This is a genomic window from Streptomyces sp. NBC_00986 (genome assembly GCF_045162565.1).
In the GTDB taxonomy this organism is placed as follows: Bacteria; Actinomycetota; Actinomycetes; order Streptomycetales; family Streptomycetaceae; genus Streptomyces.
Genome location: NZ_CP108733.1, coordinates 2,661,687 through 2,688,158, shown reverse-complemented (window position 1 = coordinate 2,688,158; position 26,472 = coordinate 2,661,687). Strand labels below are relative to the sequence as shown.

Genomic DNA, 26,472 nt, shown 5'->3' with positions numbered 1-26,472 from the left:
GGCCGGTGGGGGCTGGTCGCGCAGTTCCCCGCGCCCCTGAAAAGCTGCACCCAGCCCGTGTTTCACTCGCTCGGCCGGTCTCCTTAACCCCAATGGGGCCTGGCCGCGCGCGGCACTCTCCTGTCCGGGCTTCGATGGTGTTGCCGTCGTCCTCGGTCTAAGGAGACCCGCTCATGCGTCGCACCGCCCTTGCTCTGGCCGTCGTCGGCCTTGTCGGCGCCGCCGGGCCCGCTCTGGCCGCTGATCCGGGCGCCGAGGTCAGTCCGAGCAGTGTGCGGGCGGGTGGGAGTGTCACCGTTTCCGTCACCTGCGAGGCCATCGGGGGGACCGTGGCCGAGACCATCGACGCCACGTCCCAGGGGTTCGACGACGGGACCGTCCAGTTGCAACGCGTACCCGGCAACGACGACCGGGCTGCCGGAGCCGCGTACCGGGGGACCGCGCGGATCTCCACGGACGGGGTCGAGCGGGACTCCGCGTGGACGGTCGACGGGACCTGTCCGGCGCCGCCCGGGGGACAGGGGCGGCCCTGGAGCGCGACCTTCAGCATCGAGCGCGGGGGCGGGCAGCCGCCGTGCCAGGAGCCCCGGGGGGATGCCTGTGGCGATGTGCGTGGTGATGTGCCCGCCGCGGTTCAGCGTGGGGTGCAGGCCGGGGAAGGCGGTACCTTCACCGACTCCGTTCCGGCTCTGGTCGCCGGTGGTGTACTGATCGCGGGCGCCCTCGGTGGTGCCGTGTACCGGCTGCGCAGGCGGACGCCGGGGCACTGAGCGCGCGATCGGGACACGGCACGGCACTGCACGAGGGACTGCGCGGAGGCACCATGCGGCAGGCGGACGCGGTAGGCCAGGGGCCTGTGCGTTACGGTCCGGTGTTTCCCGATGACGGGCTCCCTGTGCTGCCGGAACTGGCCGCCGTGCTCGCTGCCGCCGCGTCCCGTACCGAGGAACAGCCGGTGGGCGGAGCGCCCGTACTGCTGGACGCCGCTCGCGGTTACTTCGAACGCCGGGGGCTGCCCGCCGAACCCGCGCGCGTGGCCGCCGCCCCGGGTGCCCCCGCGCTGCTGGTCGCGCTGACCGCCGCGCTCGGCGGTGACGTCCTGGTGCCCAGACCCTGCGCCGCCTGGTGGGCGCCGTACGCCCGCCTGTTGGGCAGATCCGTGTTCCATGTGGGCACCCCGGCCGAGTGCGGCGGGGTGCCCGATCCGTACGTCCTGCTGGAGACCGTGCGCCGGGTCCGGGACGAGGGCGGTGACCCGCGGCTGCTCGTCCTTTCGGTGGCCGACGACCCGACCGCCACCGTGGCACCGCCCGAGGTCATGCACGAGACCGTCGAGGCCGCCGCGGCCGAGGGCCTGCACCTGGTCAGCGACGAGACCTGGCGCGACACCCTGCACGCACCCCGGGGCACCATGCTGCTCAGCCCCGCCGAGATGCTGCCCGACAGGGTCACCGTCGTCACCGACCTGGCCGGCGCGCTCCTCCCGTCCGGCTGGCCGGCCGCCGTTGCCCGTTTCCCCGCGGGCCGCGCCGGGCAGGCGCTACGCGCGCGCGTGCTCGACGTCCTCACCGCACTCGGCGCCCGCGTCGCCGCCCCGGTCGCCGCCGCGGCCGGCCACGCCCTCGGCGAGCCCCCGCCCGTCCTCGCCCGCCGCGACACCGCCGTACGCCTCCACGCGCGCGTGGCCGCCGCCGCGCACGCCGCCGTCACCGGGGCGGGCGCGTTCTCCCGGCCGCCCCAGGCGGGACGTCATCTGTACGTCGATCTCGGGCCGTTGCGCCACGCGCTCACCCCGCAGGGAGTGGGCGACGCGCAGGACCTGGAGGAGTTCCTCACCGCCCGGCTCGGCATGCCCGCGCCGGGCGGCCACCGGTTCGGCGACGACCTGGGCGCGCTGCGCGTCCGGCTGTCCACCGGGCCGCTGCTGGGCCGAACCGATGCGGGACGCGCGGAATGCCTCACGTCACCCTTGCCGTTGGAACTGCCACACGTGCAACGCGCGTTGATGTCCTTGAGGTCGATCTTCGACGATCTCCGCGACGACGCTCAGCGATGGGAGCCTCCTCGATGACGCAGCAGTCCGAGTCGACCACCGACACCAGCAGTACGGCCATGCGCGAAGCGGCCGCCCCGACGACTCCGTTCACCCCCTCGTCCCCGCCGCTCGCCGAACCCCGCCCCCTCGGCGAGCGCCGCGTGTGGCCCCGCGCCTTCCACGACCGGCTCACCGCGCCGCTCCCCGGCCTCAACGCCTACGCCCGCTTCGCCCGCGAGGGTTCCGTACGACCCCGCCCCGAGGGCCTCGCCGACATCCCCCAACTCCCGTTCGCCCCCGAGCCGTTGCCCCAGGTGGACGCCCTGACCGTCGCCGTCACCTGGGCGGGACACGCCAGTTGGGTGATCAGCATCGGCGGCCTGACCATCCTCACCGACCCGGTCTGGTCCCGCCGCATCCTCGGCACCCCGGCCCGGATCACCCCCGTGGGCGTCGCCTGGGAAGCACTCCCGCCGATCGACGCCGTAGTCATCAGCCACAACCACTACGACCACCTCGACGCCCCCACCCTGCGCCGACTCCCGCGCCACACCCCGGTGTTCGCACCCGCAGGCCTCGGAAACTGGTTCAGACGCCGCAGATTCACCCACGTCACCGAGCTCGACTGGTGGGAAGCGGCCCAACTCGACGGCGTACGCCTCGACTTCGTCCCCGCCCACCACTGGTCCAAGCGCAGCCTCACCGACACCTGCCGTTCCCTGTGGGGCGGTTGGGTCCTGACAGCCCCCGACGGCCGGCGCGTCTACTTCGCCGGCGACACGGGCTACGGCCACTGGTTCTCCCGAATCGGCCACCGCTACCCGGGAATCGACCTGGCCCTCCTCCCCATCGGCGCCTACGACCCCCGCTGGTGGCTCAGCGACGTCCACTGCGACCCCGAGGAGGCGGTTCGGGCGGTACAGGATCTGGGGGCGCGACGGATGGCCCCCATGCACTGGGGCACGTTCGTCCTGTCGGCAGAGCCGGTCCTTGAACCCCTGACGCGGGTCAGGGCGGCTTGGGAGAAGGCCGAGTTGGCGCGCGAAGACCTGTGGGACTTGCCGGTGGGAGCTTCAAGAGTGCTGGACTAAATGCCCTGAGAGAGGCGCGGGGCCGTGCCGATTTGCGGCTCCGCCGCGGGGCGCGCCCAGCCACATGCGACCCGCACCCCGCAACGAGTCCTCAACTGGCAGCCCGAACCCGCTTCCAAACAGTCGGCGCCACACTGATCACCACGGTCAGCACAACCGCCGCGACCACTCCTTCCCACGGCTCCGGAAACAGCGAACCCCCAAGGATGCCGATCAGCTGGTACGTCACGGCCCACGCCAGACACGCAGGCGCATTGCCCCGGGCGAACCGGCGGATCGGCCACTCCGCCATGAGGCAGGCCAACATCACCGGAATACGACCGGCCGGCACCAGCCGGGACAACACCAGCACGGCCACCCCGTGGTCGGCCAACTTCGCCTGCGCCTGAGCGAGCCGCTCCTCCGGCGCCCGCGCACGGATCGCCTCCAACCACCGCGACCCGTTCTTCGACCCCATCCCCCGCCGCCCCAGCCAGTACAGCGCGACGTCCCCGAGGAACGCGGCCAGCGAAGCCGTGACGAAGACCAGCGCCAACGCGAACGGCGCCGTCTGGTGAAACGCGACCACGGCCGCCGAACTCACCAGCGCGCCGGTCGGAATCACCGGCACCAGCGCCCCGAACAACACCAGCAGGAACAACGACGGGTAACCGATGGCCTGTTGAGCGGATTCGGGCGATGTCGTGGCCGTAGCGGCCGCGATCCAGCTCACCGCGCGACCTCCGGAAGCACACTCTCCCCGTGCCCGAGCCGGTGCACCGCAACCGACGGCGCGAGCTGGGCGGCGATCCGTACGAACTCGTCGCCCGGCGTGTGGAATTCGTGCGGGCGCACCGCGTCCATCCCGATCGGCCAGTACGTGCCGTAGTGCACCGGCACCGCACTGCGCGGCGAGAGCCGGGCCAGCGCCTGGGCCGCGCGGCCCGCGTCGAGATGTCCCTCGCCGAGATACGGGCCCCAGCCGCCCACCGGCAGCAGCGCCACGTCGACCGGTCCGACCTCCTTGGCCATGTCGTCGAAGAGCCCGGTGTCCCCGGCGAAGTAGGTGCGCGCCTCGCCCTCGACGACGTAGCCCAGCGCGGGGGAGCGGTGCGGTCCGACCGGCAGTCGGCGTCCGTCGTGCCGGGCGGGGACGGCCCGTACGACCAGGTCACCGACCATCGTCTGGTCGCCGGGGGACACCTCGTCGATCCGCAGCTGCCGGAGCCGGCGCAGTCCGGGCACCGCGCGGAGTGCGCCCCGGGGCACGAGCAGGCGCGTGCCCGGGGCGAGGGCGGCGAGCGAGGGAAGGTGCAGGTGGTCGGCGTGGAGATGGGAGACGAGCGCCAGGTCCGCGCGCCGGGCCTCGGGAGGTGGCACCGCGCCCCGACGGCGCCGTAGGTGCGCGAGGCGGCGCGCGAACAGGGGGTCGGTGAGGACGCGCGTGTCCGAGTCCTCGATCGTGCAGGTGGCGTGACCCCACCAGGTGATCTCCACCGGCACCTTCTTTGCCTCCTTCGCGCGACTCCCCCGAAGCCTACGGGCAGGAGTAGGGTCGGCGGCGAAACCCGGAGGTGAGGGGGACGCCATGGGACAGGTACGCGGTGCCTCGGGTATGCCCTCGCGGCTGCGGGTCACGGCGATCGCCAGCCTGACGCCGCTGGAGGAGCTGGACGACGACCCCTTCCTGGTCGACTCCCGCAGCCAGCACGCGATGTGCGCCCGCTGGGCCGCCGACCACGGCTACGTGATCGCCCGCGAGCTTCTGGTGCGCGGACTGCGCCCCGACCACTGCGCCCTGTGGGACGGCGTCCGCCCCGGCCTCGACCTGTTCGTCGCCCCCAGCCGCCGGGTCCTGGAGAGCGCGCTGTCCTCCGTCGAGGAGTTCACCGACGAGTGCGCGCGACGCGGGGTCCGCATCGAGACGGTCGGCCGCGCGGAACCCTGTTACGACGCCCAGATGAAGGCCAGCGTGCACCGACGGCTGTCCATGCCGACGGCGGGCTACGACGGCCGCTAGTTCCGGGGCCCCGCTGTTGGCTCCGGGGGCCCCGCGTCCCGTATGACAGGCTGGGCCCAGGCCCGCCAGGTCGTCGGGCCAGGGACGTGAGGTGTACGGGGCGTGGGTGGAGCGCGTTGGCGGCGGCTCGCCAGTCAGGTCGGGCGGAGCATCGCGGTGTGGGCGGTCTCCACGATCACCATGCTGGTGCTCGCCGGGATCCTGCCGGACTTCAAGCTCCAGTCGGCGGACGGTGACAGCGCCACCCGGATCGGTGTCACGGCCGCGTTCGGCGCCGGCGCCTTCGGTCTGCTGTCGGCGCTCGTGTGGCCGCTGCTGGTACGGCTGTTGCTGCTGGTGCCCGCGCTCGTCCTCGGTCTGCTCGTGTTCGTGCTCAACGGGTCCCTGCTGCTGATCGCCCTGCGCATCAATCCCGACGGTGGGCTGCGCGGCCAGGTCGCCCCCGAGACGGCCGTCGTCGTGGCCGCCGTGATGTCCGCCGTCGCCTCCGCCACCGGCGGTGCCCTCGCCGTGCGCGACGACGACGCCTACCGCCGCCGCCTCTACCGCCTCGCCGATCGCCGCCGCAGAGCCATGCCACCCGGCCCGTCCTCGCCGGGCACCGTCTTCCTCCAGCTCGACGGCGTCGGCCACGACGTGCTGCTCGCAGCCGTGGCCAGGGGACTGATGCCGACCGTGGCGAAGCTCCTCGGCGGCGACCGCCCCAGCCACCGCCTCACCTCCTGGCGCACCGACTGGTCCAGCCAGACCGGCGCCAGCCAACTCGGCATCCTGCACGGCTCCAACCACGACATCCCCGCGTTCCGCTGGTACGAGAAGGACACCGGCGAGGTGATGGTGTGCAACCGCCCGACCAGTGCCGCCGAACTCCAGCGCCGCGCCGTCGAGTTCACCGGCGACGGCGGTCTCCTCACCCTCGACGGCGCCAGCCGCGGCAACCTGTTCAGCGGCGGCGCCGACGAACAGGCCCTCGTCCTGTCCATCGCCATCCGCCGCCGGGGCCGCGAGAACCGTTCCCGCGCGGGCTACTTCGCCTACTTCTCCGACCCGGCCAACGCCGTCCGCACCGCGATGTCCTTCGTCGCCGAGGTCGGCCGCGAGATCGGCCAGTCGACCCGCTCCCGCCTCACCAAACAGCGCCCCCGGATCAAGCGCGGCGGCCTCTACCCCCTCGTCCGCGCCTTCGCGACCGTCGTCGAACGGGACGTCGTCGTCGCGGCCGTCATGGGCGACATGCTCGCAGGCCGCACCGCCGTCTACGCCGACCTCGTGGCCTACGACGAGGTCGCCCACCACTCCGGACCGCGCAGCCGCGACGCCGCCAAGGTGCTCCAACGCCTGGACCGTTCCATCGCCTTGATCGAGAACGTCGCCGAGCACGCCCCACGCCCGTACCGCATCGTCGTCCTCTCCGACCACGGCCAGAGCCCCGGCGAGACCTTCCAGGGCCGCTACGGCCTCACCCTCGGCGACCTGGTGCGCGCGGGCTGCGGGCTGCCCGTGCCGCGCCGGGCCCGCCGTACCCACAGCGGCGCCGAGGCCCGCGCAGCCGTCCGCGCCGCGCTGCGCCGGCCGGTCGAGGAGAAGGACGGGCAGCACCGCCACCCCGGCCGCCACTCGGAGCCGGTCGTGCTCGCCTCGGGCAACCTCGGCCTGGTCTCCTTCCCGGACGTGCCGCACCGCATGACCAAGGAGGAGATCGACGCCCGGCATCCGGCGCTGCTGACGACCCTCGCCAACCACCCCGGTGTCGGCTTCGTCCTCGTGCGCAGCGAGGAGCACGGAGGGGTCGTGCTGGGGGCGCACGGTGCCGAACTCCCGGTGGCCGAACTCGACGACAAACAGGGCCCGTTGGCGGACTTCGGCCCCGGCGTCGCGGACGCCGTCCGGCGCACCCACTCCTTCCCGCACACCGCCGACATCATGGTCAACTCCTGGTACGACCCCGCCGAGGGCGAAGTCCTCGCCTTCGAGGAACAGATCGGCTCCCACGGCGGGCTCGGCGGCGCCCAGGCCAAGCCGTTCCTGCTCTCGCCGCACACCTTCTCCGCACCGGTCGACGACGGCGAGGACCTCGTCGGCGCCGAGCAGGTGCACAAGGTTCTGCGGCGCTGGCTGCGCGAGTGCAACGGACCCCAAGTGCCGGTGACGGACGAGCAGTCGGAACGCGCCGCCTGAAAATCGGCTGCGCCGGGTGGGTCGTAGGCACACACTGGGGGCATTGGAGCGCGTTTGCGCCCTTGTCGAACCCCTTGAGGAGAGCCTCTTTTGCAGGCTGCTGTCACCGTTACGCCCGCTCGCATACCGGAGCTGCTGCTCGGTCTCGCGACCGTGCGGCCCGTGTTCATCTGGGGTGCGCCCGGCATCGGAAAGTCGTCCCTGGTAAGGGAGTTCGCCGAGTCGCTGGGGCTGGAGTGCGTGAGTCTGCTCGGTACGCAGCTCGCGCCCGAGGACCTGATCGGTGTGCCGCAGATCCGGGACGGGCGGTCGGTGTTCTGTCCGCCGGAGGCGATCGCGCGGGACGAGCCGTACTGCCTGTTCCTCGACGAACTCAACGCGGCCACACCGGATGTGCAGAAGGCGTTCTACTCGCTGATCCTGGACCGCCGTATCGGCAACTACGAACTGCCCAAGGGCTCCATCGTGATCGGCGCCGGGAACCGGGCGACCGACAACGCGCTGGCCCGGCCGATCTCGTCCGCGCTGATCAACCGGCTGACCCACGTGCACCTTGAGGCGTCGCCGAAGGACTGGCTCAACTGGGCCGCCGCCAACGGGATCCACCCGTGGATCCTGGACCACCTCACCGACCGGCCCGACCACCTGTGGTCCAAGCCGCCGAAGACCGAGGAGGCCTTCTCCACGCCCCGGTCCTGGCACATGCTCTCCGACGCGCTGGGCTCCTTCGGGCCCGACCTCGACGAGGACACCCTCAAGGTCATCGCGCACGGCACGCTGACCCCGGCACACGCGATCGCGTTCTGCGGGTACGTCAAGATCGTGCGCAGCCGGTTCGGCATCGAGGCGATCATCAAGGGCGACGCCGGCTGGCCGCACCGCCCCGAGGACCGCGACCTGCTGTACTACCTCGCCGAGTCCTTCCGGGGCCGGCTGGTCAAGGAACTCCCGGTCAGCAAGGAGCACTTGTCGGCGAACGGGTTGCAGACCGCGTACCGTGCCAAGTCGCTGCTCGTGCAGCTCGCCGAGATCTCCGTCGAGGTCGCGCAGAGCGTCATCGCCCCGGACACCGACGGCAATCCGCTGCTGCCCGCCTGGTTCCTGGTCGAGGCGGCCCGTGACATGCCCCGGCTGGTCGAGGCCCGGCAGTGAGCCGCACGCAAGGGAACAAAGGGAGCAAGGGGAAGCCGAAGAAGAAGGACCTCGCCGCCGAGGCCTTCGAGGAGGGGCTGCGCCTCGTGCGGGCCAACCGCGCACTCGCCGCCATCGGCTTCAGCACCTGCCGCCGGGACGACTGCCACCACACGCCCAACTCCGGTCTGGTGCGCGTCGATTCCAACGGTGTGCTGCACGTCCACCCCACCCGCCGCGCCGAACCCGCCGAGTGGGCCTGGGCCATCGCGCACTGCATCATCCACCTCGGCTTCGGCCATGTCCCGGCCGCACCGAAGCTCCGCGAGCAGCCCGACGGCCCCGCCCTCGCGGCGCGTTGCGCCGTCGTCAACCGCTTTCTGCTCGGCTTCCCCATCGGAGTCACCCCCGAGGACCTGCCCGCCGCCTACCCGGGCGGCGACGAGGACCAACTCGCCGCCCGCTGGCGCCGCGACGGCATCCCGCCCCTCTACGAGCGCTGCGGTACGGCGGGCGGCGAGCCGGACCAGCTGCTCGTGCCGTGGGACACCTGGCAGGGCGGCAAGGCCCCCGACTGGCAGCTGAACTTCGCGAACGCGCTCACCCGTACGGTCGCCATGGCGATGGACGTGGCGGGCGGCCGGCGTGCCTCGATGCGCGGCGGACCCACCCGACTCCAGCCCTGGGAACGGGCGTTGAGCTGGTTCGTCTCCTCCTACCCCCTCCTCGGCGGCATCGCGGCCGGCATCACCCTCGTCGCCGACGCCGAACTCGCCCGCGCCCACGGCATCTCCGTCGCCGCCGTCGACACCGGCGCGGCCGAGATCTACGTCAACCCGCTGCGCCAACTCGACGACGAGGAATGGCGGTTCGTCCTCGCCCACGAGATGCTGCACGCCGCCCTGCGCCACAGTGACCGCTGCGGCGTCCGCGACCCCTACCTCTTCAACATCGCCGCCGACTACGTCATCAACGGCTGGCTGTGCGAGATGGACGTCGGCCGCATGCCCGAAGGCCTCCTGTACGACCCGGAGTTGAAGGACCTCTCCGCCGAGGAGGTCTACGACCGGATCGCCGGCGACCTGCGCCGGATGCGCCGCCTGGCCACCCTGCGCGGCAAGGGCGTCGGCGACATCCTCGGCGGCCCCCTCGGCAGCCCGCGCGACTACGTGGACCTCGACGAGTTCTACCGGCGCGGCCTCGCCCACGGCCTGGACCTGCACCAGCAGTACGAACGCGGCTTCCTGCCCGGCGGGTTGGTCGAGGAGATCCGCGCTCTGAGCCATCCGCCGCTGCCGTGGGACGCCCAACTCGCCCGCTGGTTCGACGAGTTCGTGCCACGCCCCGAGCCCGTACGGTCGTACGCCCGCCCCTCGCGCCGTCAGTCCTCCACGCCCGACATCCCGCGCGCGGGCCGCTACTTTCCGCCGGAGGAGATCGCCCGCTGCACCTTCGGCGTCGTCCTCGACACCTCCGGCTCCATGGACCGCGGCCTCCTCGGCAAGGCGCTGGGCGCGATCGCGTCGTACGCCGAGGCCCGTGACGTACCGGCCGCCCGGGTCGTGTTCTGCGACGCGGCCCCGCACGACGCGGGCTATGTGTCGGTCACCGACATCGCGGGCCGGGTCCGGGTGCACGGGCGCGGCGGTACGGTCCTGCAGCCCGGGATCGATCTGCTGCACCGCGCGGACGACTTCCCGCGGGGCGCGCCGGTCCTGATCATCACGGACGGCTGGTGCGACGTGCTGCGGGTACGGCGCGAACACGCCTATCTGATCCCGCAGAATGCTCGCCTGCCGTTCACCGCCCGTGGGCCGGTCTTCCGGGTGAGCTGAAGCGGAATGTGATCGGATGGCTCCGAAAGACATCCGCGTCGAAAGGAAACACCGTGGCTACCACGCGCACCGCACACACCGTCTGGGAAGGCGAACTCATCAAGGGCAGCGGCGAGGTCACCTTCGACTCGTCAGGCATCGGTGTCCAGCCGGTGACGTGGGCGTCGCGCGCCGAGCAGGCCAACGGCAAGACCAGCCCCGAGGAACTGATCGCCGCCGCCCACTCCAGCTGCTTCTCCATGGCGCTGTCGCACGGCCTCACCGGCGCGGGCACCCCGCCCACCCGCCTGGAGACCAAGGCCGACGTCACCTTCCAGCCCGGCGAGGGCATCACCGGCATCCACCTCACCGTCCGCGGCGAGGTCCCCGGCCTGGACGAGGCCGGTTTCGCCGCCGCCGCCGAGGACGCCAAGAAGAACTGCCCGGTCAGCCAGGCCCTCGCGGGTACGACGATCACGCTGACGGTGGAATCCGCCTGACCCCCGCTTCCCCTCCCGCCTCGATGCCGCGCCCGGAAAAACGGGTGCGGCATTGACATTCCCGCACTCAAGTTCTCAGCTGGAGATCGGGCAGCGCCTGGCGGAAGGGGACGGCGATGGGACGTGCGGTCGGGATCGATCTGGGGACCACGAACTCGGTGGTCGCGGTGCTGGAGGGCGGCGAGGCCACGGTGGTGGCCAACGCCGAGGGGGCGAGGACCACACCCTCGGTCGTGGCCTTCGCCAAGAACGGCGAGGTGCTCGTCGGCGAGGTCGCCAAACGACAGGCCGTGACGAACATCGAGCGCACCGCGCGCTCGGTGAAACGGCATATGGGCGACACGAGTTGGCGATTCCCGGACACGGGCGCCATCGACGGCACGCGGTACCGCGCCCAGGAATTGTCCGCGCGCGTCCTGCAGAAACTGAAACGGGACGCGGAGGCCTATCTCGGCGAGGACGTCACGGACGCCGTGATCACCGTCCCCGCCTACTTCGACGACTCCCAGCGCCAGGCCACCAAGGAGGCCGGCGAGATCGCGGGCCTCAAGGTGCTGCGGATCATCAACGAACCGACGGCCGCCGCGCTCGCCTACGGCCTGGACCGGGGCGAGGAACAGACCGTGCTGGTCTTCGACCTCGGCGGCGGCACCTTCGACGTGTCGTTGCTGGAGATCGGCGACGGCGTCATCGAGGTCAAGGCGACCAACGGCGACACCCATCTCGGCGGCGACGACTGGGACCAGCGGGTCGTCGACTTCCTGGTCAAGAAGTTCCAGGGGCAGAACGGCATCGACCTCGGCAAGGACAAGATGGCGCTCCAACGCCTGCGCGAGGGCGCCGAGAAGGCGAAGATCGAGCTGTCCTCGTCCTCCGAGACGACGATCAACCTGCCCTACATCACCGCCTCCGCCGAAGGCCCGCTGCACCTCGACGAGAAGCTGACCCGCGCCGGGTTCCAGGAACTCACCGCCGACCTCTTGGACCGGTGCAAGAACCCCTTCCACCAGGCGGTCAAGGACGCGGGCATCAAGCTGTCCGCGGTCGACCACGTCATCCTCGTCGGCGGCTCGACCCGGATGCCCGCCGTCACCGACCTCGTCAAGGAACTCACCGGCAAGGACCCGCACAAGGGCGTCAACCCCGACGAGGTCGTGGCGCTCGGCGCCGCCCTCCAGGCCGGGGTCATCCGCGGCGACGTGAAGGACGTCCTCCTCCTCGATGTCACCCCGCTGTCCCTGGGCATCGAGACCAAGGGCGGCATCATGACGACGCTCATCGAACGCAACACGACCATCCCGACCCGGCGTTCGGAGATCTTCACCACCGCCACCGACAACCAGCCCTCGGTCGGCATCCAGGTCTACCAGGGCGAACGTGAAATCGCCGCGTACAACAAGAAGTTGGGCGTCTTCGACCTCACCGGTCTGCCGCCCTCCCCGCGCGGGGTGCCGCAGATCGAGGTCGCCTTCGACATCGACGCGAACGGCATCATGCACGTCTCGGCGAAGGACCTGGCGACCGGCCGCGAACAGAAGATGACCGTCACCGGGGGCTCCGCCCTGGCCAAGGACGACATCGACCGCATGATGCGGGAGGCCGAGCAGTACGCGGACGAGGACCGCAAGCGGCGGGAGGCGGCCGAGACCCGCAACCAGGCCGAGCAACTCGTCTACCAGACCGAGAAGTTCATCCACGAGAACGAGGAGCGCGTCCCGGGGGAGATCAGGTCCGAGGTGGAGGCGGCGGCCGCGGAGGTGAAGTCGCTGCTGGAACACAACGCCGATACGGCCGAGTTGCGCACCGGCGTGGAGAAACTCGCCACCGTCAGCCAGCGGATGGGGCAGGCGATGTACGCGCAGGCGGCGCAGCAGGCACCCACGGAGCAGGCGGAGAGTGCGGAGGAGCCCGACTCCGCGCGGCAGCACGAGGAGGAGGAAGGTGTCGTCGACGCGGAGATCGTCGACGACGAACGGGACACGAAGGGTGGCGCCGCCTAACTCCCGGTCGGCAGGGTGGCGCAGACCGCGTCCAGGACGGAGGCGTACGGGGTGCCGAAGTCGGCCAGATGGGCGCGGAGTTGGGCCAGGGCGGCGCGGTGCTCGGCGAGCAGGTCGAGGTCGCCGGTGCGGGACGTGAACTCCAGGACCGCGGGCAGGAAGTCGGGCAGTTCCTCGCCGGTGAACTCCAGGCCGTGGGCGCGGTACAGGTCCTTGAAGCGGACCAGGGACATGCCGCGCCGCCGGCTCAGGTACAGGCTGTGCCGGTTCCCGGAGTCGAAGACCTGGACGTAGTGCGCGGCCAGTTCCTCCGCCGGGGTGAGGGCCGCGTGGTCGACGAACTCCCGTAGCTGCGGGGCGGCTTCGCGCAGCAGGGGCAGCCGGGCGCGGAAGTCGTCGTCGGGGTAGGTCAGGCAGAGCGCGGCCGCCTGGTACAGCACGGCGTCGGAGGGCATCAGGCATCCCTCGTGTCGTGGGGTGCCGGAACACCCCGGCTCGGTACCTCTCCCGGTGTTCTCGTCTCCGTCACCTGCGCTCCCTTGCTCGCCCGTCGTGTCGAACCTAGGGCGGGGCAGGGGAGCGCACCCGTTCACCGCAGCCGTACGGGTCAGGGCTTGCGGGCGACACCGCCGTAGACCGGGACGATGCCCTCCGCCTGGGCGGCCACGTCCTCCGGGGCCGGACGCCAGCCGTAGACCGGGATGACGCCCGGGCCGAGCAGCTCGAGGCCGTCGAAGAAGCGGGAGAACTCGGCCAGGGTGCGCGGGAAGAAGGGGGTGCCGCTGCGCTGGAAGTGTTCGGCGGCCTTCGCGATGGCGGCGGGGCTGAGGTCCGGGGTGACCTGCGAAAGGACCAGGTAGCTGCCCGGGACGAGCACGTCGACGTACCGCTCGATCAGGCCGTACACGTCGTCGCCGTCGGGCTCCGCGCTCAGGTAGTGGGTGAGCGCGACGAGGGACAGGGCGACCGGCCGGGTGAAGTCCAGGGTCTCGCCGGCCAGCCGCAGGATCGTGTCCGGGTCGCGGACGTCGGCGTGCACGTACTCCGTGCTGCCCTCGGCCTCACCGTGCAGCAGCGCCTCCGCGTGCCGCAGCACGATCGGGTCGTTGTCCGCGTACACGACCTTGGCGTCCGGGGCGACGCTCTGCGCCACCTGGTGGAGGTTCGGCTCGGTGGGGATTCCGGTGCCGATGTCCAGGAACTGGCGTATCCCGGCCTCGGCGGCGGTCCGGGTCGCCCGGTGCATGAACCGGCGGTTGGCCCGCGCCCCGCGCACCGCGGCGCTGTCCGTGGCGAGGATCCTGCGCGCCAGCTCCTCGTCCACCGGGTAGTTGTCCTTGCCGCCGAGCCACCAGTCGTACACCCGCGCCGGATGCGGCCGGCTGGTGTCGATACGGGTGGACGCGACGTCGGATCCGGTCATGCGGTGTCGTCTCCTCGGGAGTTCGCGTGTTCGTGCCCGGGCCGTGCTTGCTCAGAAGGTCTCGCGGTAGTCCCGCAGGATCTTCTTCGTGCGCTGTGCGGACGCGGCGTGCGCCGTCATGTGGTCGAGGACCTCCAGATGCGCGGAGACCTCCGTACGGGAGTCCAGGTACAGGGCGCCGGTCAGGTACTCGGTGAACACCATGTCGGGCAGCTCCGGTTCGGTGAAACGGAACAGCGAGAAGGGGGCGTACGTCCCCGGGTGCGGGCCGTTGTCGAACTCGGCGACCTGGAGCGTGATCCGGTCACGTTCGCCGAACTCCAGGAGTTTGTCGAGCTGTTCGCGCATGACCTCGCCGCGCATGCTCACCGGCCGGCGCAGCACGGTCTCGTCCATGATGACCCACAGGTGCGGCGGATTGTCCCGTTCCAACAGTCCCTGCCGCGCCATCCGCAGCGACACGTGCCGCTCGATGGTCTCAGGGCCGGTCTGCCCGATCGTCCCGGCCTCCAGCACGGCGCGCGCGTAGTCCTCGGTCTGCAAAAGGCCGGGCACGAAGTGCGGTTCGTACGAACGGATCAGCCCGGCGGCGCCCTCCAGGCTCACGTACAGGCTGAACCACTCCGGCAGCACATCGTGGAACCGCTGCCACCAGCCCGGCTGGTTCGCCTCCTCGGTGAGCGCGACGAACGCGTCCGTCTCCTCCTCGGACACCCCGTACGTCGTCAACAGCACCTGGACGTACGGCACTTTGAGCGCGACCTCGGCCATCTCCATCCGCCGTACGGTCGCCGGGGCCACCCGCAGAACCTGCGCGGCCTCCTCACGCTTGATGCCGGCCGCCTCACGCAGCTCCTGCAGCCTTCTGCCCAGCACCACTTGACCCACCGTGGGCGCGGGCCGCCGTTCACTCACAGCCACGCCTCCCCATACGCGCCGAAGTCTGGGGGCAGTGTGCCATGTTCCGGCCACTCTCTCAGCGGTTCGGAGGTGATCATTCGTCAGTCTCCCAGCGCGTGCAGGTACTTGGCGGTCGCCGGGTCGGCCGGGAGGAACGTCTCGATCGCCAGCTCCGAGACCGTCACGTCCATGGGTGTGTTGAACGTGGCGATCGAGGAGACGAAGGACAGCACCCGGCCGTCGTGCTCGATCCGCATCGGGAGCGCGAAGTGCGGGACGGGCGGCGGTCGTTCGGCTCCGACGTCGGCCGTCCCTGGCGCCGGGTACGCCGCGACCTCCTCGTACAGCGCCCGCAGCGGCTCGGAGCGGTGCAGGGCGATCTGCCGTTCCATCTGCGCGAGGAGATGCCCGCGCCACTCACCCAGATTGCGGATGCGCGGTGCCATCCCCTGCGGGTGGAGCGTCAACCGCATGGCGTTGAGCGGGGGTTGGAGGAGGGACTCCGGGACGCCGTCCAGGAACATCGTGATGCCCCGGTTGGCCGCGACGACGGTGTACGTCGCGTCGACCACCAGCGCCGGATACGGCTCATAGCCCTGAATCAGCCGCTCCAGACCCTCGCGCAACGCCTCCAACGCCGGGTCGTCCAACGGGGTTTCCGGATAGTGCGGGGCGTAACCGGCCGCCAGGAGAAGGGAGTTGCGCTCCCGCACCGGCACGTCCAGGTGCTCGGCGAGGCGCAGCACCATCTCCTCGCTCGGCCGGGACCGCCCCGTCTCGATGAAGCTGATGTGCCGCGCCGAGGAGTCGGCCCGCAACGCCAGCTCCAGCTGACTGACCCGCCGCCGCTCCCGCCAGGCACGCAGCAACGGGCCGACACCCCTGCCGGCCGGGGCGGCGGCAGCGGCGTCGGTGCCGGTCGGGACAATGGTCATACACACGACCGTAGTCGAAGGAGAGCGCACGTGAACGAGTCGAGGATCCCGTCCGGGCAGGCCGCCGGGAACTCCCTGGGGGAGGCCACGGCGATGTACCGGGCCAGAGTCCGCGGCTGCCTCCTCGGCGGCGCGGTCGGCGACGCCCTCGGCTACCCGATCGAGTTCGCCTCGCTCGACCGCATCCGCGCGAGCCACGGACAGCGCGGGGTGACCGGGTACGCGCCCGGCGCGCACGGCGCCCTGGGCCTGATCAGCGACGACACCCAGATGACCCTGTTCACCGTCGAGGCGCTCATCACGGCCCACGCGCGGGAACAGGAGAAGGGGATCGGCGGTGCCTGGTCCATGCTGCTGCGCGAGGCGTACGAACGGTGGCTGGAGACCCAGTCCAAGCCGGCGCCGGGCGAGAGCGCCACGTCCGGTCTGCTCGCCGAGACCTGGCTGTACTCCCGCCGCGCCCCCGGCAACGCCTGCCTGTCCGGGGTCGCCCAGATGTACGCGCCCGACCCGTGGCTCCCCCTCGACGGCAAGCCCGGCCGCGTCAACCCCGACTCCAAGGGCTGCGGCACGGTGATGCGCTCGGCGCCCTTCGGCCTGGTCAACACCGCCGACGGGGCTTTCGCCATGGCGGCCCGCGGCGCCCAGATCACCCACGGCCACCCCACCGGCTACTACGCGGCGGGCGCCCTCGCCGCCATCGTCGCGCACCTGGTCGCGGGGGAGTCCCTGGAGGGTTCGGTCCTGCGCGCGCTACGACTCCTGGAGCGCCACCCCGGACACGAGGAGACCTCGGCAGCCCTCCACCAGGCCCTCGACCTGGCCGCCGGGGGCTCGCCCACCGCCGAGAAGGTCGAGTCCCTCGGCGCGGGCTGGGTCGCGGAGGAGGCCCTGGCGATCGGCGTCTACAGCGCGCTCGCCGCGAGCGACGTACAGGCCGCGCTGCTCCTCGCCGTCAACCACTCCGGCGACAGCGACTCCACCGGCTCCATCTGCGGCAACCTTCTCGGCGCCCGGTACGGCGACCACGGCCTGCCGCACAGCTGGGTCCAGCAGGTCGAGGGCCGCGCCACGATCGCCGCCCTCGCGGACGACCTCGCCGCGGAATGCGTACCGGGCTGACCGCCGGGCACCCGTCCGACCAGGGGCGCGACCACCCGCCAGGGACACCCGGCCGGTGGCGCGCCGCCTGTGGCACGCTGAGAAGAAGCCCGTCCAGAGCCTGATCGGAAGCCCGATCCGACCCGACCCCGAGGAAGGAGCGAGGCCATGCCCATGCCCGTCGCACCGCTGTCGCAGAAGGAGATCGAGGACCGCCTCGCCGAACTCCCCGGCTGGTCCGTGGACACCGACCGGCTCACCCGCGCGTACCGCCTCGCCTCCCACTTCGCGGCCACCGCGATGGTCGTCCACATCGCCCAGGTCCAGGAGGAACTCGACCACCACTCCGACCTGGCCCTCGGCTACAACACCGTCACCCTCACCGTGAACACCCACAGCGTCGGCGGCGCGATCACCGAGCTGGACTTCCAACTCGCCCGCAGGGTCGAGGACTTGGCCCCGGGACACGGCGCGGGCTGACCGGCGGCGAAGCGGAGGGACGGGGAGAGGCAGGGCAGAGGCGCGTGCTCGACTACGACAAGGAAGCCGACGCGTACGACGCGACCCGCGGCGGTGAGCCCCGCGCCGCGGCGGCCGCCGAAGCGGTACTGGGCCTCGCCCCGCAGAACGCCCGGACCCTCCTGGACGTGGCCTGCGGCACCGGCATCGTCACCCGCCGCCTGGCCGCGGCCCGCCCCGGCCTCCAGGTGACGGGCCTCGACGCCGCACCCGCGATGGCTCACACGGCGGCTGCCCGGCTGCCCGGCGCGATCCTCCTCGCGGACAGCCGCCGACTCCCGTTCCCGGACGGGGTGTTCGACGCGGTGACGACCGTATGGCTGCTGCACCTGGTGGACGGTCCGCAGGACGCCAGGGCGATCATCGCGGAGTGCGCACGGGTGCTGCGCCCCGGCGGCGTGTACATCACCACGGTCGACAAGGCCGCCGCCCACGACGTCGGCAGCGACATCGACGCCGTCCTCGCCCCCCGTCCCCGCCGCCCCGCCCAGGACCGCCCCGGCCAAGTCCGCGCGTACGCGGGCGAGTTCGGCCTCCGACCGGCCGGCACCGCCCGCTTCCGGGGTCACGGCCAGGGCCGCAGCCCCCGCAGCACGACGGCGGACCTACGACGCGGCTGGTTCACGATGCTGCCACCCGGCGAACCACTCAGTGAACGGTTCGCCGCGGAGCTGGAGTTGCTGCCGGACCAGGAAGTCCCGCGCCCCGACCCGGAGTTCAGCCTTCTGGCGTTCCGGAAGCAGGCGGAAACACCCGGCAACTCACCTGCGCGCAGCGGCAACTGAGGGTACGCAACCCGTCCGTCCTCTCAGGAGGTACGCCACGTGAGCCACCCGCACCCGCACGTGCACCCGCGCCACCACGTCCGTGGAAGAAGGGCCGTACTCTCCGCCCTGACCACCGTCGCGGCCCTGATCGCCGCCGGACTCACCACACTCACCACCAGCACGACCGCCGAGGCCGCCACCGCCCGCCAGGTCGAGGCCCTCGACCGGGGCGTCGTCAGCGTCCACACGGACAGCGGCAACCTGGTCAGCTGGCGCTGGCTCGGCACCGACCCCGACGACGTCTCCTTCAACGTCTACCGGGCCGGTACGAAGGTCAACCCGGCCCCGATCACCGGCTCCACGAACTATTTCCACGCTGGCGCCCCCGCCCAGGCCGACTACACGGTCCGCGCGGTTGTCGGCGGTGTGGAACAGGCCGACTCGGTCCACGCGATCCAGTTCCGCACCGGCTACCAGGACGTCCCGATCACCCCGCCCGCCGGTGGCACGACACCTGACGGAGTCGCGTACACCTACGAGGCCAACGACGCCTCCGTCGGCGACCTCGACGGCGACGGCCGGCTCGACTTCGTCCTCAAGTGGCAGCCCACGAACGCCAAGGACAACTCCCAGTCCGGCTACACCGGCGACACGATCCTCGACGGGATCACCCTCGACGGCACCCGCCTGTGGCGCATCGACCTGGGCCGCAACATCCGCTCCGGCGCGCACTACACACAGTTCCAGGTCTACGACTACGACGGCGACGGCAAGGCCGAGGTCGCCATGAAGACGGCCGACGCCACGGTCGACGGAGCAGGCACGGTCATCGGCAACTCGGCGGCGGACTACCGCAATTCGAGCGGCTACGTCCTGTCAGGACCCGAGTACCTGACCATGTTCAACGGCCAGACCGGCAGGGCGATGAGCACCGTCGACTACGTCCCGGCGCGCGGCACGGTCTCCTCCTGGGGCGACTCGTACGGCAACCGCGTCGACCGATTCCTCGCCGGTACCGCCTACTTGGACGGCAGCCGCCCCTCCCTGGTCATGGCGCGCGGCTACTACACCCGCACGGTGATCGCCGCCTGGGACTGGCGGAACGGCGCCTTCACCCGCCGCTGGACCTTCGACACCAACTCCTCGACCAACACCGGCAAGGGCTACGACGCCCAGGGCAACCACCAGTTGGCGGTCGCGGACGTCGACGGGGACGGCAAGGACGAGATCGTGTACGGCTCGATGGCCGTCGACGACAACGGCTCCGGCCTGTGGACCACCAAGAACGGCCACGGAGACGCCATGCACGTAGGCGACCTGGACCCCTCCCGTCCGGGCCTGGAGGAGTTCAAGGTCGACGAGGACGCGTCGAAACCGTCCTCATGGATGGCGGATGCGAAGACAGGCGCGGTCATCTGGTCCACACCGGCCAACGGCGACAACGGCCGTGGTGTCTCCGGCGACATCTGGGCGGGCAGCGCGGGCGCCGAGTCCTGGTCGGCGTCGGAGAGCGGCGTCCGCAACCCGAAGGGCGCGGTGGTGTCGAGCCGGAAGCCCTCCAGCACCAACTTCCTGTCCTGGTGGGACGGCGACCCGGTGCGCGAACTCCTCGACGCCACCCACATCGACAAGTACGGCACGACCGCCGACACCCGCCTCCTGACCGGCTCCGGCGTCCACTCCAACAACAGCACCAAGGCGACGCCGACCCTGTCCGGAGACATTCTCGGCGACTGGCGCGAGGAGGTCGTCTGGCCCACCACGGACAACACGGCGCTACGGATCTACTCGACCCCGTACGAGACGACCACCAGGATCACCACCCTGCTCCACGACACCCAGTACCGCACGGCCCTGGCCTGGCAGAACACCGCATACAACCAACCGCCGCACCCGAGCTTCTACATCGGCGACGGGATGACGACGGCGCCACGGCCGACCGTGTACACACCGTGAGACAGGTGGCTGCGCGCGCCGCGGTGCGCGCAGCCACCCTCCGCGCTCAGGCGACCGTGCAGGCCTGGTCGCCCACCTTGAACGCGCCGGGTCTCGTGTTGGCCCCCGACCAGCTCCCCGTGAACCCGAACCCGACCGAAGACCCCGCCGCCACCGTGCCGTTCCAGCTCACGTTCTTCGCTGTCACCGCCGCGCCCGACTGGGCGTAATCGGCGTTCCACAGCTGCCCGATCTGCTGCCCGTCGGCGAAGGACCAGCCAAGTGCCCAGCCGTTCCAGGCGGTTGAGCCGGTGTTCGTCAGCTGCACGTCGGCCTGGAAGCCGCCCGCCCACTGGTTCGTGATCGTGTACGTCACCGTGCAGGCACCCGTGGGCGTCGGATCGCCACCTCCGCCACCACCCCCGCTGCCTCCGTCGCCGGCGTCGGAGGAGTCGCCGTAGACGACCCCGCGGCCGTTCGTCGACACGTACACGCGGCCGTAGACCCTGGGGTCACCGGTGATGGCCGCCCCCGTCCAACCCCATTGGTGGGCGGCGTCGTTGATGCGCGTCCAGGTCGCGCCCTTGTCGGTCGAGCGGAAGATGCCGCGTACGCCGCCGATCTTCGCGCTGGTGTAGAGCGTCCGGTACGAGGCGCCGGTCGCCGCCTTGCCGAAGCCGATGGTGTCGGCCTGGTCGACGTTCGCGAGCTTGGTGAAGGTGGCGCCGCCGTCCGTGGTGTGCCACAGCCCGTACGCCCCGTCGCTCGCCCCGCCGGCCAGCCACACGTCCCCCTTCGTACCGGGCAAGGCCTTGAACCGCACGCTGTCACCGCTCGGCAGTCCGCTCGCCGCCGACGCGGTGAAGGTCGCCCCGCCGTCCGAACTGACGTAGAAATGGCCCGACTTGAAGCCGTAGAAGGTCTTCGCATCCACCCGGTCCGACTCGACGATCGCGCCCGCCGGGATACCGCTGGACGCGGCCCAGGACGAGCCGAAGCCCGTCGCGTACTGCACACCCGCGCCCGCCGGACTCCACACAAACCGACTCCCGTCGGCCGCCGCGGCCACCGTCCCCCCACCGCTCACGCCCGAAGGGTCGGTCCCCGCGAACCAGTTGGCGCCGTTGTCCGTCGAGAACGCGATGTGCGCCCCCGAGTCCACACTGCCCACACGTACCACGGTGTTGGGGTTGGCCTCCGCGAAGTCGAGGCTCGTGGTCGTCGTGAAGGTCGGCGAAGTGAACATCATCGAGGGGACCTTGGTCAGATCCGTGTGCCGGAACCCGCCGATGTCGCCCAGGGCGCTGAGGAGTTGGGCCCCGCCCGACGGGGGAGCGGCGAGGTCGTTCACGGCCGTCTCCTCCAGCCCCTGCACCATCGGCTTCACGGTGAACTGGCCACCGCTGTCCCAGTTCGTCAGGTTCTCCGTGCCGTAGAGCGTCGCCCCCGTCCCGTACATCATCCGGTTCGAGTTGAACGGGTCGATCTCCAGCGACTCGGTCATCCAGCCCAGTTTCGGCGCCTGTTCGGGCGGCGACGGGTTCGCGCCGAAAGTCAGCCAGGGCGAGGACGACACGTCCATGGTGTAGCGGTTCGCACGGTTGGGATACGACGTGTAGTCCCAGGCCTTCGTCCAGGTGCCGCCGCTGTCCGTGGACCGGAAGATCTGCGTGTCCGGCCACCAGGAGCTGTACGCCGTGGCCATCACCGTCCCGGGATGCTGCCGGTCGACGGTCAGACCGCTGAACCCGTAGTAGGTGTCGGCCTCCGCGACCGGGCTGATGTCCGTCCAGGTGCCGGTAGCGGTCGCGTACCGCCACAACCGCCCCTTGCCCCCGTCGTACGGGCCGCCCTTGTCGCTGTATGCGATGTACAGATAACCGTTGACCGCATCCAGTACACCCTTGTGGGCCAGATACCCGGTGGGCTGCCCGGCCACCCGAGACCACGTGGCCCCCGCGTCCGTCGACCGGTACACGGCGTTGGCCTGGTCGGCGACCCCGACATAGATCGTCTTCGTCGCACTGCCGGCCGTACCCGTCGACTCGTCGAAGGTGACCCAGACGATGCCCTGGTTGTCGTTGGCGTAGCCGCTCGTGTCGGTCGGATCCTGCACGTAGTTACCGACGTTGGGGAAGTTCGTCACCTGCGACCAGGTGACCCCGGAGTCGGTGGACCGCCACAACCCCTTCCCGCTGGGCGCCCCCAGGTACAACACGCTGTCCTTGTTGGGATCGACGACCAACCGCTCACCCATACCGCGCCCCGGCATGTTGCCACCGAGCTTGAACGGCAGATCCGTCTTCTGCCAACTCCCGCCCCGATCACCCGACCTGAGCACGGCCCCGTTCGTCGGATCCCAACTGTTCGTGTACGTACCGACGGCCGCATACACCTTGTCCGGATCGACGGAGTCCGACGCGAGACTCACCACCCCCGTATGCCCCCACTCGTCCCACCCGACCGAGTCCAGCAACGGCGCCCAGGTCTTCGTCGACTCCTGCCAGCGATAGGCCCCGCCGATATCGGTCCGGGCATAGGCGAGATTCTTCTCCTTCCGGTTGAAGACAATGCCGGGCACGAACCCGCCACCGTCGATCCGGGCGTTGTGCCATGTGTAGGAGTCGGCCGCGACTGTCACTTTCGGTGCGTTCGCGGCAAGGGCGGACGGACTGCCCACCAACAGGCCGGCGGCGAGGGCGAGTACGGCCGTGAGAATTCGGGTTCTTCGCATGATGGAGTCCTCTCCTTGCGGGGTGGAAAGGCACGAGCGCCGGGCGACCCCCAGTGCGGGTGGGGGCCGCCCGGCCGGTAGGCCCCGCCGTCAGGTGACGGAGCCACGCACGCGGAGCTTCGAAGCGGTTCCGTGGGAACACGGGCGGCTGCAGCGCCCCTTCAGGGGCGCGGGGAACTGCGCGACCAGCCACAACGGACCCGCAGCCAAAAACCAACCGCCCAACCCGCGGAGCGCCTCGCGGGGCTATTCAAGAAGCTCCGCATACGACCCCATGGCCAAGGCGACATCCGCCTGAGCCCAGAACCGGTGATACGTGAAGACAGGCGCAGCCCCACCCGCCAGATAACTCTGGATCTTCGACCACGCCGGATCGTTCTTGTAGAAGGACCGCAACGAGGCAAACGTAGAAGCGGAGTTGACCGCGTCCCCGTTCGGCATCGTCCCGCTCCACCCACTCGGCACATACACACTGTCGTCGAACCGGTTGTAGTCCGCGCGAGTCTCCGGAACGGCAACCCCCAGACTGTCCTGGTAGTTGCCCCACATCCCGTCGAGCAGCGCCTTCGCGGTCGTCTTCGCCGCCGCGTTACCGGACTTCGCGCCGTAGTACGTCAGCGTCTTGGCATACGCGGCGGCCACACCAACGTCATTCGTGTAGTCGGCCACGGTGACATGAAGTCCCGCATTGGCCCCGGGACTTGACGCGTTCCACGTGTCCGGCTGCCCCGACCACTGCAACGTCGAGGGAATCAGATACGTCCCGTCCGGATTGATCGTGGTCTTGGACAACGCCCAGGCCACCCACTTGTCGAGCACCGCCTTCGCGCTCGCGTTCCCCGTCTGCTGGTAGTACTCGGCGACCCGCTCCATCGACCACGCCTGGAACCCGAACCACTGGTTGGACGGCGGGTCGTGATAGACGGGCTGCTGGTCGTAGTACATGCCGTAGAACGTCGACGTCCCGGCCGGCGGACTCGCGTACCGCCCCTGCCAACTGTTCGTCGCCCCACCGGCGATGGCACCCTCGCTCGACTGCAGCCAGCGGTAGAACTCCAGCTGCCGCGACAGCGAGGTACCCCAATCCGCCGCACCCGTAGTGGACTTGGGCTTCAGGTCCGCATACGAACTCAACGCATAGGCAGCCAACGGGTTCTGATAACCCCCGTGCACATGGCTGGACCCGATACGCCAGGCCCACCCCGCACTGGTGTCATTGGCACCGCCCCACGCGTAGTACCAGGACAGCAGATAGTCCGAGGCGTCCTTGCCGGTCCCGGCGGGGCACGTGGACGGTCCGACGCAGTTGCCGATTTTCTTGAAGTACTTGTCGTACATGGCGTACCGCAGATAGTCGCCCATCTTCGCCGCCTTGCCGACGGTCGTGGAGACGTCGGCCCCCTTGCCCTGCTCCTTCGCCCACACGTCGGCCCAGTACGCGGCCTGCACGGCCCGCGCGTCGGCGTCCGGCGCGTCGGTGTACTTCCACTGCTTGGCGTACGAGGAGTCACCCGTGAACAGGTCCAAGTACCCGTTCGTACCGCCGTACTTGAAAGCGTCACAGGTCGGCTGCGGCACCGTCTCCCACACCGACTCCTGCGCTCCGCGCTGGAAGGTGTTGATGTACGACGGCCCGCTCGCCGTCGGCCCCGCCTCGCACCCGCCGCCCGGCGTGTCGCCGTAGCCGTAGGTGTTGTCGACGTCCTCCAGCCAGTGCATACCGTAGACATCGTCCGTACCGTATGCGGTCTTCAGTTCACCGGCGATCGGATCCGATCCCACCGGCACCGAGGGGTCGAGCTTCGCCGGATACTCGTTCGGGGTGTCCAGCTCCGGCGCGTAGGTCGCCGGCTTCGAGGCGTTGTAGAACGAGTTGGTCGGCTGGTCGGCGTGGGTCGGGATCATGTACTTCTCCATGAGAGCCCAGGCGCCGTTGAACTTCGACCAGTCGCCCGTCACCTTGCCGTACATCGCCTGCAGCCACAGCAGATAGCTGTACGCCTCCGACGTGGTCTCGTGCCCCTGGTCCGGCGCCTCGACGATCAGGGTCTCCACCGAGTGGTAGGGGATGCCCTGGGGCGAGAAATAGCCGTTCGCCGGGTTGGTGATCTTCCCGTAGAGGTCCAGGAAGCGGGCGTCGTACGCGTTCGCCGCCGCCAGCTCGGTCACCGTGACCGTCGCCTTGGTGAACCCCGTCGCCGTCGACTCGAAGGACGCCGAACCGGTGCCGGACGCGTCGGCCGTGAGGGTCACCGTCTGCGCGGTGTTCCAGTTCGACGGCGTGAAGGTGAGCGACGCGCCGCCGGTGACCGACAGCCCCGTGTTGCCGCTCGCGCGGGCCGTCGTGACCGTCACGTTCGACGACGGCTGCGTGGACAGCGACACCGCGTACGTGCCCGACTTGCCCTGCTGGACGCCGAGTTGGGCCGGCGATGCCACCACCGCGGGACCCGAGGCGACCGTGATGCCGACCGGAGTCGACTCCCCGGACGCGCCGAGACTGTCGTAGGCCTTCGCCACCAGTGAGTGACTGCCCACGGTCAACCCGGAGGTCGAAAGGGAGTACGGCGAGCTCGTGTCCGTGCCGAGCAGCGTGGTGTCGTCGTAGAACTCCACCTTGCTGATCGTCGCGTTGTCGGCCGCCGCCGCGGTCGCCGCGAGCGGGACCGCCGCCCCCTGCGTGTAGATCGCGCCCGCATTCGGGCTGGTCAGCACGGTGATCGGCGGCTGGTGCGCGCCGGCGCAGGTGGTGCCGTTGACCGCGAACGAGGTGGGCGCGGTGTTGGTGCCGCTGTAGCTGAACTGCGCGCCGGTCGAGACGGCCGCGCCCGCGGCGATCGTCCCGTTGTACGACGCGTTCGTCACCGAGACCGCGCTGCCGGACTGGGACCAGGTGCCGTTCCAGCCGTTGCTGAGCTTCTGGTTGCCGGCATAGTTGTACGTCAGGGTCCAGCCGTTGATCGCCTCCGTACCCCGGTTGGTGAGGGTCAGATCCGCGGTGAAGCCGGAGCCCCAGTCGTTGGTCTTGTAGTCCACGCTGCACTGAACTGTCGCCGCCTGGGCGGGAGTTGTGCCGGTCGCCAGCATCGAGACCGGAAGTGCGAGGGCCGCCACGACAGCGGTCCAGAGTCTCCGCGTTACGCGGCGTCTCCTTCTGGGGTGCATGTGCTGGTTCCTCCTTGCGGCTCGGAGAAGTGGGGGCGGAGCAGCAACAAGCCTTGAACCAGTGGGAGCGCTCCCATCGTGGGGACGAGGGTGAGAGCCGTCAAGATGCTTACGGAGTCGAAAAGATTCGACGAGCGTGGGTTGGGGGAAAGTCAGCGAAAGTCTGTGACTCCCCTGTCCTTTACCGTCACTTGGCGCTACCTTCCTGGACACCAGTGGGAGCGAATCCGTCAGTCGACGCGTCC

21 protein-coding genes are annotated in these 26,472 nt (G+C 70.6%); 13 read left to right on the top strand and 8 right to left on the bottom strand.

Annotated elements, in window-relative coordinates; translation table 11 throughout:
* The first annotated feature begins 173 nt into the window (after positions 1-173).
* From OG504_RS11725 to OG504_RS11715, 3 genes are read left to right on the top strand one after another with little or no spacing between them, the layout of a single operon-like run.
* Positions 174-770, top strand: coding sequence for a hypothetical protein (locus OG504_RS11725; protein WP_405989759.1), 597 nt, complete (start codon positions 174-176; stop codon positions 768-770).
* Between the two features lie 53 nt (positions 771-823).
* Entirely contained in the window at positions 824-2,071 is a 1,248-nt protein-coding gene (locus tag OG504_RS11720) for an aminotransferase class I/II-fold pyridoxal phosphate-dependent enzyme (RefSeq protein WP_405989758.1), read from the top strand.
* On the top strand, positions 2,068-3,126 hold the full coding sequence (locus OG504_RS11715; protein ID WP_405989757.1) for an MBL fold metallo-hydrolase: 1,059 nt from the start codon (positions 2,068-2,070) through the stop codon (positions 3,124-3,126). The genes OG504_RS11720 and OG504_RS11715 overlap by 4 nt, the downstream gene beginning before the upstream one ends.
* 91 nt (positions 3,127-3,217) lie before the next feature.
* Here OG504_RS11715 and OG504_RS11710 read toward each other — a convergent pair whose 3' ends face one another.
* Together OG504_RS11710 and OG504_RS11705 are read right to left on the bottom strand one after the other, a co-directional pair.
* On the bottom strand, positions 3,218-3,838 hold the full coding sequence (locus tag OG504_RS11710) for a DedA family protein (protein ID WP_405989756.1): 621 nt from the start codon (positions 3,836-3,838) through the stop codon (positions 3,218-3,220).
* Entirely contained in the window at positions 3,835-4,608 is a 774-nt protein-coding gene (locus tag OG504_RS11705; RefSeq protein WP_405989755.1) for an MBL fold metallo-hydrolase, read from the bottom strand. The genes OG504_RS11710 and OG504_RS11705 overlap by 4 nt, the downstream gene beginning before the upstream one ends.
* Before the next feature lie 85 nt (positions 4,609-4,693).
* Here OG504_RS11705 and OG504_RS11700 point away from each other — a divergent pair, with 85 nt between their 5' ends.
* The 6 genes from OG504_RS11700 to dnaK all read left to right on the top strand — a co-directional run bounded on the left by OG504_RS11700 (position 4,694) and on the right by dnaK (position 12,748).
* Positions 4,694-5,125, top strand: a complete 432-nt coding sequence (locus OG504_RS11700; RefSeq protein WP_051800794.1) for a hypothetical protein — start codon at positions 4,694-4,696, stop codon at positions 5,123-5,125.
* Between the two features lie 102 nt (positions 5,126-5,227).
* Complete coding sequence (locus tag OG504_RS11695; protein WP_405989754.1) at positions 5,228-7,303, top strand: phage holin family protein; 2,076 nt, start codon at positions 5,228-5,230, stop codon at positions 7,301-7,303.
* Positions 7,304-7,393: 90 nt separating this feature from the next.
* The gene (locus OG504_RS11690; RefSeq protein ID WP_405989753.1) at positions 7,394-8,455 is read left to right on the top strand and encodes an ATP-binding protein; all 1,062 of its coding nucleotides are present in this window, start codon (positions 7,394-7,396) and stop codon (positions 8,453-8,455) included.
* Positions 8,452-10,269 carry a DUF2201 family putative metallopeptidase gene (locus OG504_RS11685; protein WP_405989752.1) on the top strand — a complete coding sequence of 606 codons (1,818 nt, stop codon included), beginning with the start codon at positions 8,452-8,454 and terminating at the stop codon, positions 10,267-10,269. The genes OG504_RS11690 and OG504_RS11685 overlap by 4 nt, the downstream gene beginning before the upstream one ends.
* Before the next feature lie 53 nt (positions 10,270-10,322).
* A complete protein-coding gene (locus OG504_RS11680) occupies positions 10,323-10,748 on the top strand; it encodes an OsmC family peroxiredoxin (protein WP_318019803.1) in 426 nt (141 codons plus the stop codon).
* Between the two features lie 116 nt (positions 10,749-10,864).
* Positions 10,865-12,748 (top strand): molecular chaperone DnaK, encoded by a 1,884-nt coding sequence (gene dnaK / locus OG504_RS11675; protein ID WP_405989751.1) that lies wholly within the window; start codon positions 10,865-10,867, stop codon positions 12,746-12,748.
* On the opposite strand, the gene narJ is transcribed toward dnaK, so the two are convergent.
* The 4 genes from narJ to OG504_RS11655 form a co-directional block, all read right to left on the bottom strand.
* Positions 12,745-13,203, bottom strand: a complete 459-nt coding sequence (gene narJ / locus OG504_RS11670; RefSeq protein ID WP_405989750.1) for a nitrate reductase molybdenum cofactor assembly chaperone — start codon at positions 13,201-13,203, stop codon at positions 12,745-12,747. The two genes, dnaK and narJ, sit on opposite strands and share 4 nt — an antisense overlap.
* A 152-nt stretch (positions 13,204-13,355) precedes the next feature.
* A complete protein-coding gene (locus OG504_RS11665; protein ID WP_405989749.1) occupies positions 13,356-14,171 on the bottom strand; it encodes an SAM-dependent methyltransferase in 816 nt (271 codons plus the stop codon).
* Between the two features lie 51 nt (positions 14,172-14,222).
* On the bottom strand, positions 14,223-15,086 hold the full coding sequence (locus OG504_RS11660; RefSeq protein WP_405989748.1) for a helix-turn-helix domain-containing protein: 864 nt from the start codon (positions 15,084-15,086) through the stop codon (positions 14,223-14,225).
* Positions 15,087-15,172: 86 nt separating this feature from the next.
* A complete protein-coding gene (locus OG504_RS11655) occupies positions 15,173-16,006 on the bottom strand; it encodes a helix-turn-helix domain-containing protein (protein ID WP_405989747.1) in 834 nt (277 codons plus the stop codon).
* Between the two features lie 93 nt (positions 16,007-16,099).
* Here OG504_RS11655 and OG504_RS11650 point away from each other — a divergent pair, with 93 nt between their 5' ends.
* The 4 genes from OG504_RS11650 (at position 16,100) to OG504_RS11635 (ending at position 20,349) form a co-directional block, all read left to right on the top strand.
* Positions 16,100-17,128: an ADP-ribosylglycohydrolase family protein gene (locus OG504_RS11650; RefSeq protein ID WP_405996305.1), complete on the top strand. Its 1,029-nt coding sequence runs from the start codon at positions 16,100-16,102 to the stop codon at positions 17,126-17,128.
* Positions 17,129-17,281: 153 nt separating this feature from the next.
* Entirely contained in the window at positions 17,282-17,587 is a 306-nt protein-coding gene (locus tag OG504_RS11645; RefSeq protein WP_405996304.1) for a 4a-hydroxytetrahydrobiopterin dehydratase, read from the top strand.
* Between the two features lie 44 nt (positions 17,588-17,631).
* Positions 17,632-18,411, top strand: a complete 780-nt coding sequence (locus OG504_RS11640; RefSeq protein ID WP_405989746.1) for a methyltransferase domain-containing protein — start codon at positions 17,632-17,634, stop codon at positions 18,409-18,411.
* A gap of 39 nt (positions 18,412-18,450) precedes the next feature.
* Complete coding sequence (locus OG504_RS11635) at positions 18,451-20,349, top strand: rhamnogalacturonan lyase (RefSeq protein WP_405989745.1); 1,899 nt, start codon at positions 18,451-18,453, stop codon at positions 20,347-20,349.
* A gap of 46 nt (positions 20,350-20,395) precedes the next feature.
* Here OG504_RS11635 and OG504_RS11630 read toward each other — a convergent pair whose 3' ends face one another.
* Positions 20,396-23,062 carry a cellulose binding domain-containing protein gene (locus OG504_RS11630; RefSeq protein WP_405989744.1) on the bottom strand — a complete coding sequence of 889 codons (2,667 nt, stop codon included), beginning with the start codon at positions 23,060-23,062 and terminating at the stop codon, positions 20,396-20,398.
* A gap of 246 nt (positions 23,063-23,308) precedes the next feature.
* Entirely contained in the window at positions 23,309-26,227 is a 2,919-nt protein-coding gene (locus OG504_RS11625) for a glycoside hydrolase family 48 protein (protein WP_405989743.1), read from the bottom strand.
* Positions 26,228-26,472 lie beyond the last annotated feature (245 nt).

Bases quoted from the DNA above. Each gene is read 5' to 3' on its own strand.
- dnaK (WP_405989751.1), top strand. From the start codon at position 10,865: ATGGGACGTGCGGTCGGGATCGATCTGGGGACCACGAACTCGGTGGTC.
- OG504_RS11720 (WP_405989758.1), top strand. From the start codon at position 824: ATGCGGCAGGCGGACGCGGTAGGCCAGGGGCCTGTGCGTTACGGTCCG.
- OG504_RS11650 (WP_405996305.1), top strand. From the start codon at position 16,100: ATGTACCGGGCCAGAGTCCGCGGCTGCCTCCTCGGCGGCGCGGTCGGC.
- OG504_RS11665 (WP_405989749.1), bottom strand. From the start codon at position 14,171: ATGACCGGATCCGACGTCGCGTCCACCCGTATCGACACCAGCCGGCCG.
- OG504_RS11700 (WP_051800794.1), top strand. From the start codon at position 4,694: ATGGGACAGGTACGCGGTGCCTCGGGTATGCCCTCGCGGCTGCGGGTC.
- OG504_RS11725 (WP_405989759.1), top strand. From the start codon at position 174: ATGCGTCGCACCGCCCTTGCTCTGGCCGTCGTCGGCCTTGTCGGCGCC.
- OG504_RS11645 (WP_405996304.1), top strand. From the start codon at position 17,282: ATGCCCGTCGCACCGCTGTCGCAGAAGGAGATCGAGGACCGCCTCGCC.
- OG504_RS11625 (WP_405989743.1), bottom strand. From the start codon at position 26,227: ATGCACCCCAGAAGGAGACGCCGCGTAACGCGGAGACTCTGGACCGCT.
- OG504_RS11630 (WP_405989744.1), bottom strand. From the start codon at position 23,062: ATGCGAAGAACCCGAATTCTCACGGCCGTACTCGCCCTCGCCGCCGGC.
- OG504_RS11715 (WP_405989757.1), top strand. From the start codon at position 2,068: ATGACGCAGCAGTCCGAGTCGACCACCGACACCAGCAGTACGGCCATG.
- OG504_RS11655 (WP_405989747.1), bottom strand. From the start codon at position 16,006: ATGACCATTGTCCCGACCGGCACCGACGCCGCTGCCGCCGCCCCGGCC.
- narJ (WP_405989750.1), bottom strand. From the start codon at position 13,203: ATGCCCTCCGACGCCGTGCTGTACCAGGCGGCCGCGCTCTGCCTGACC.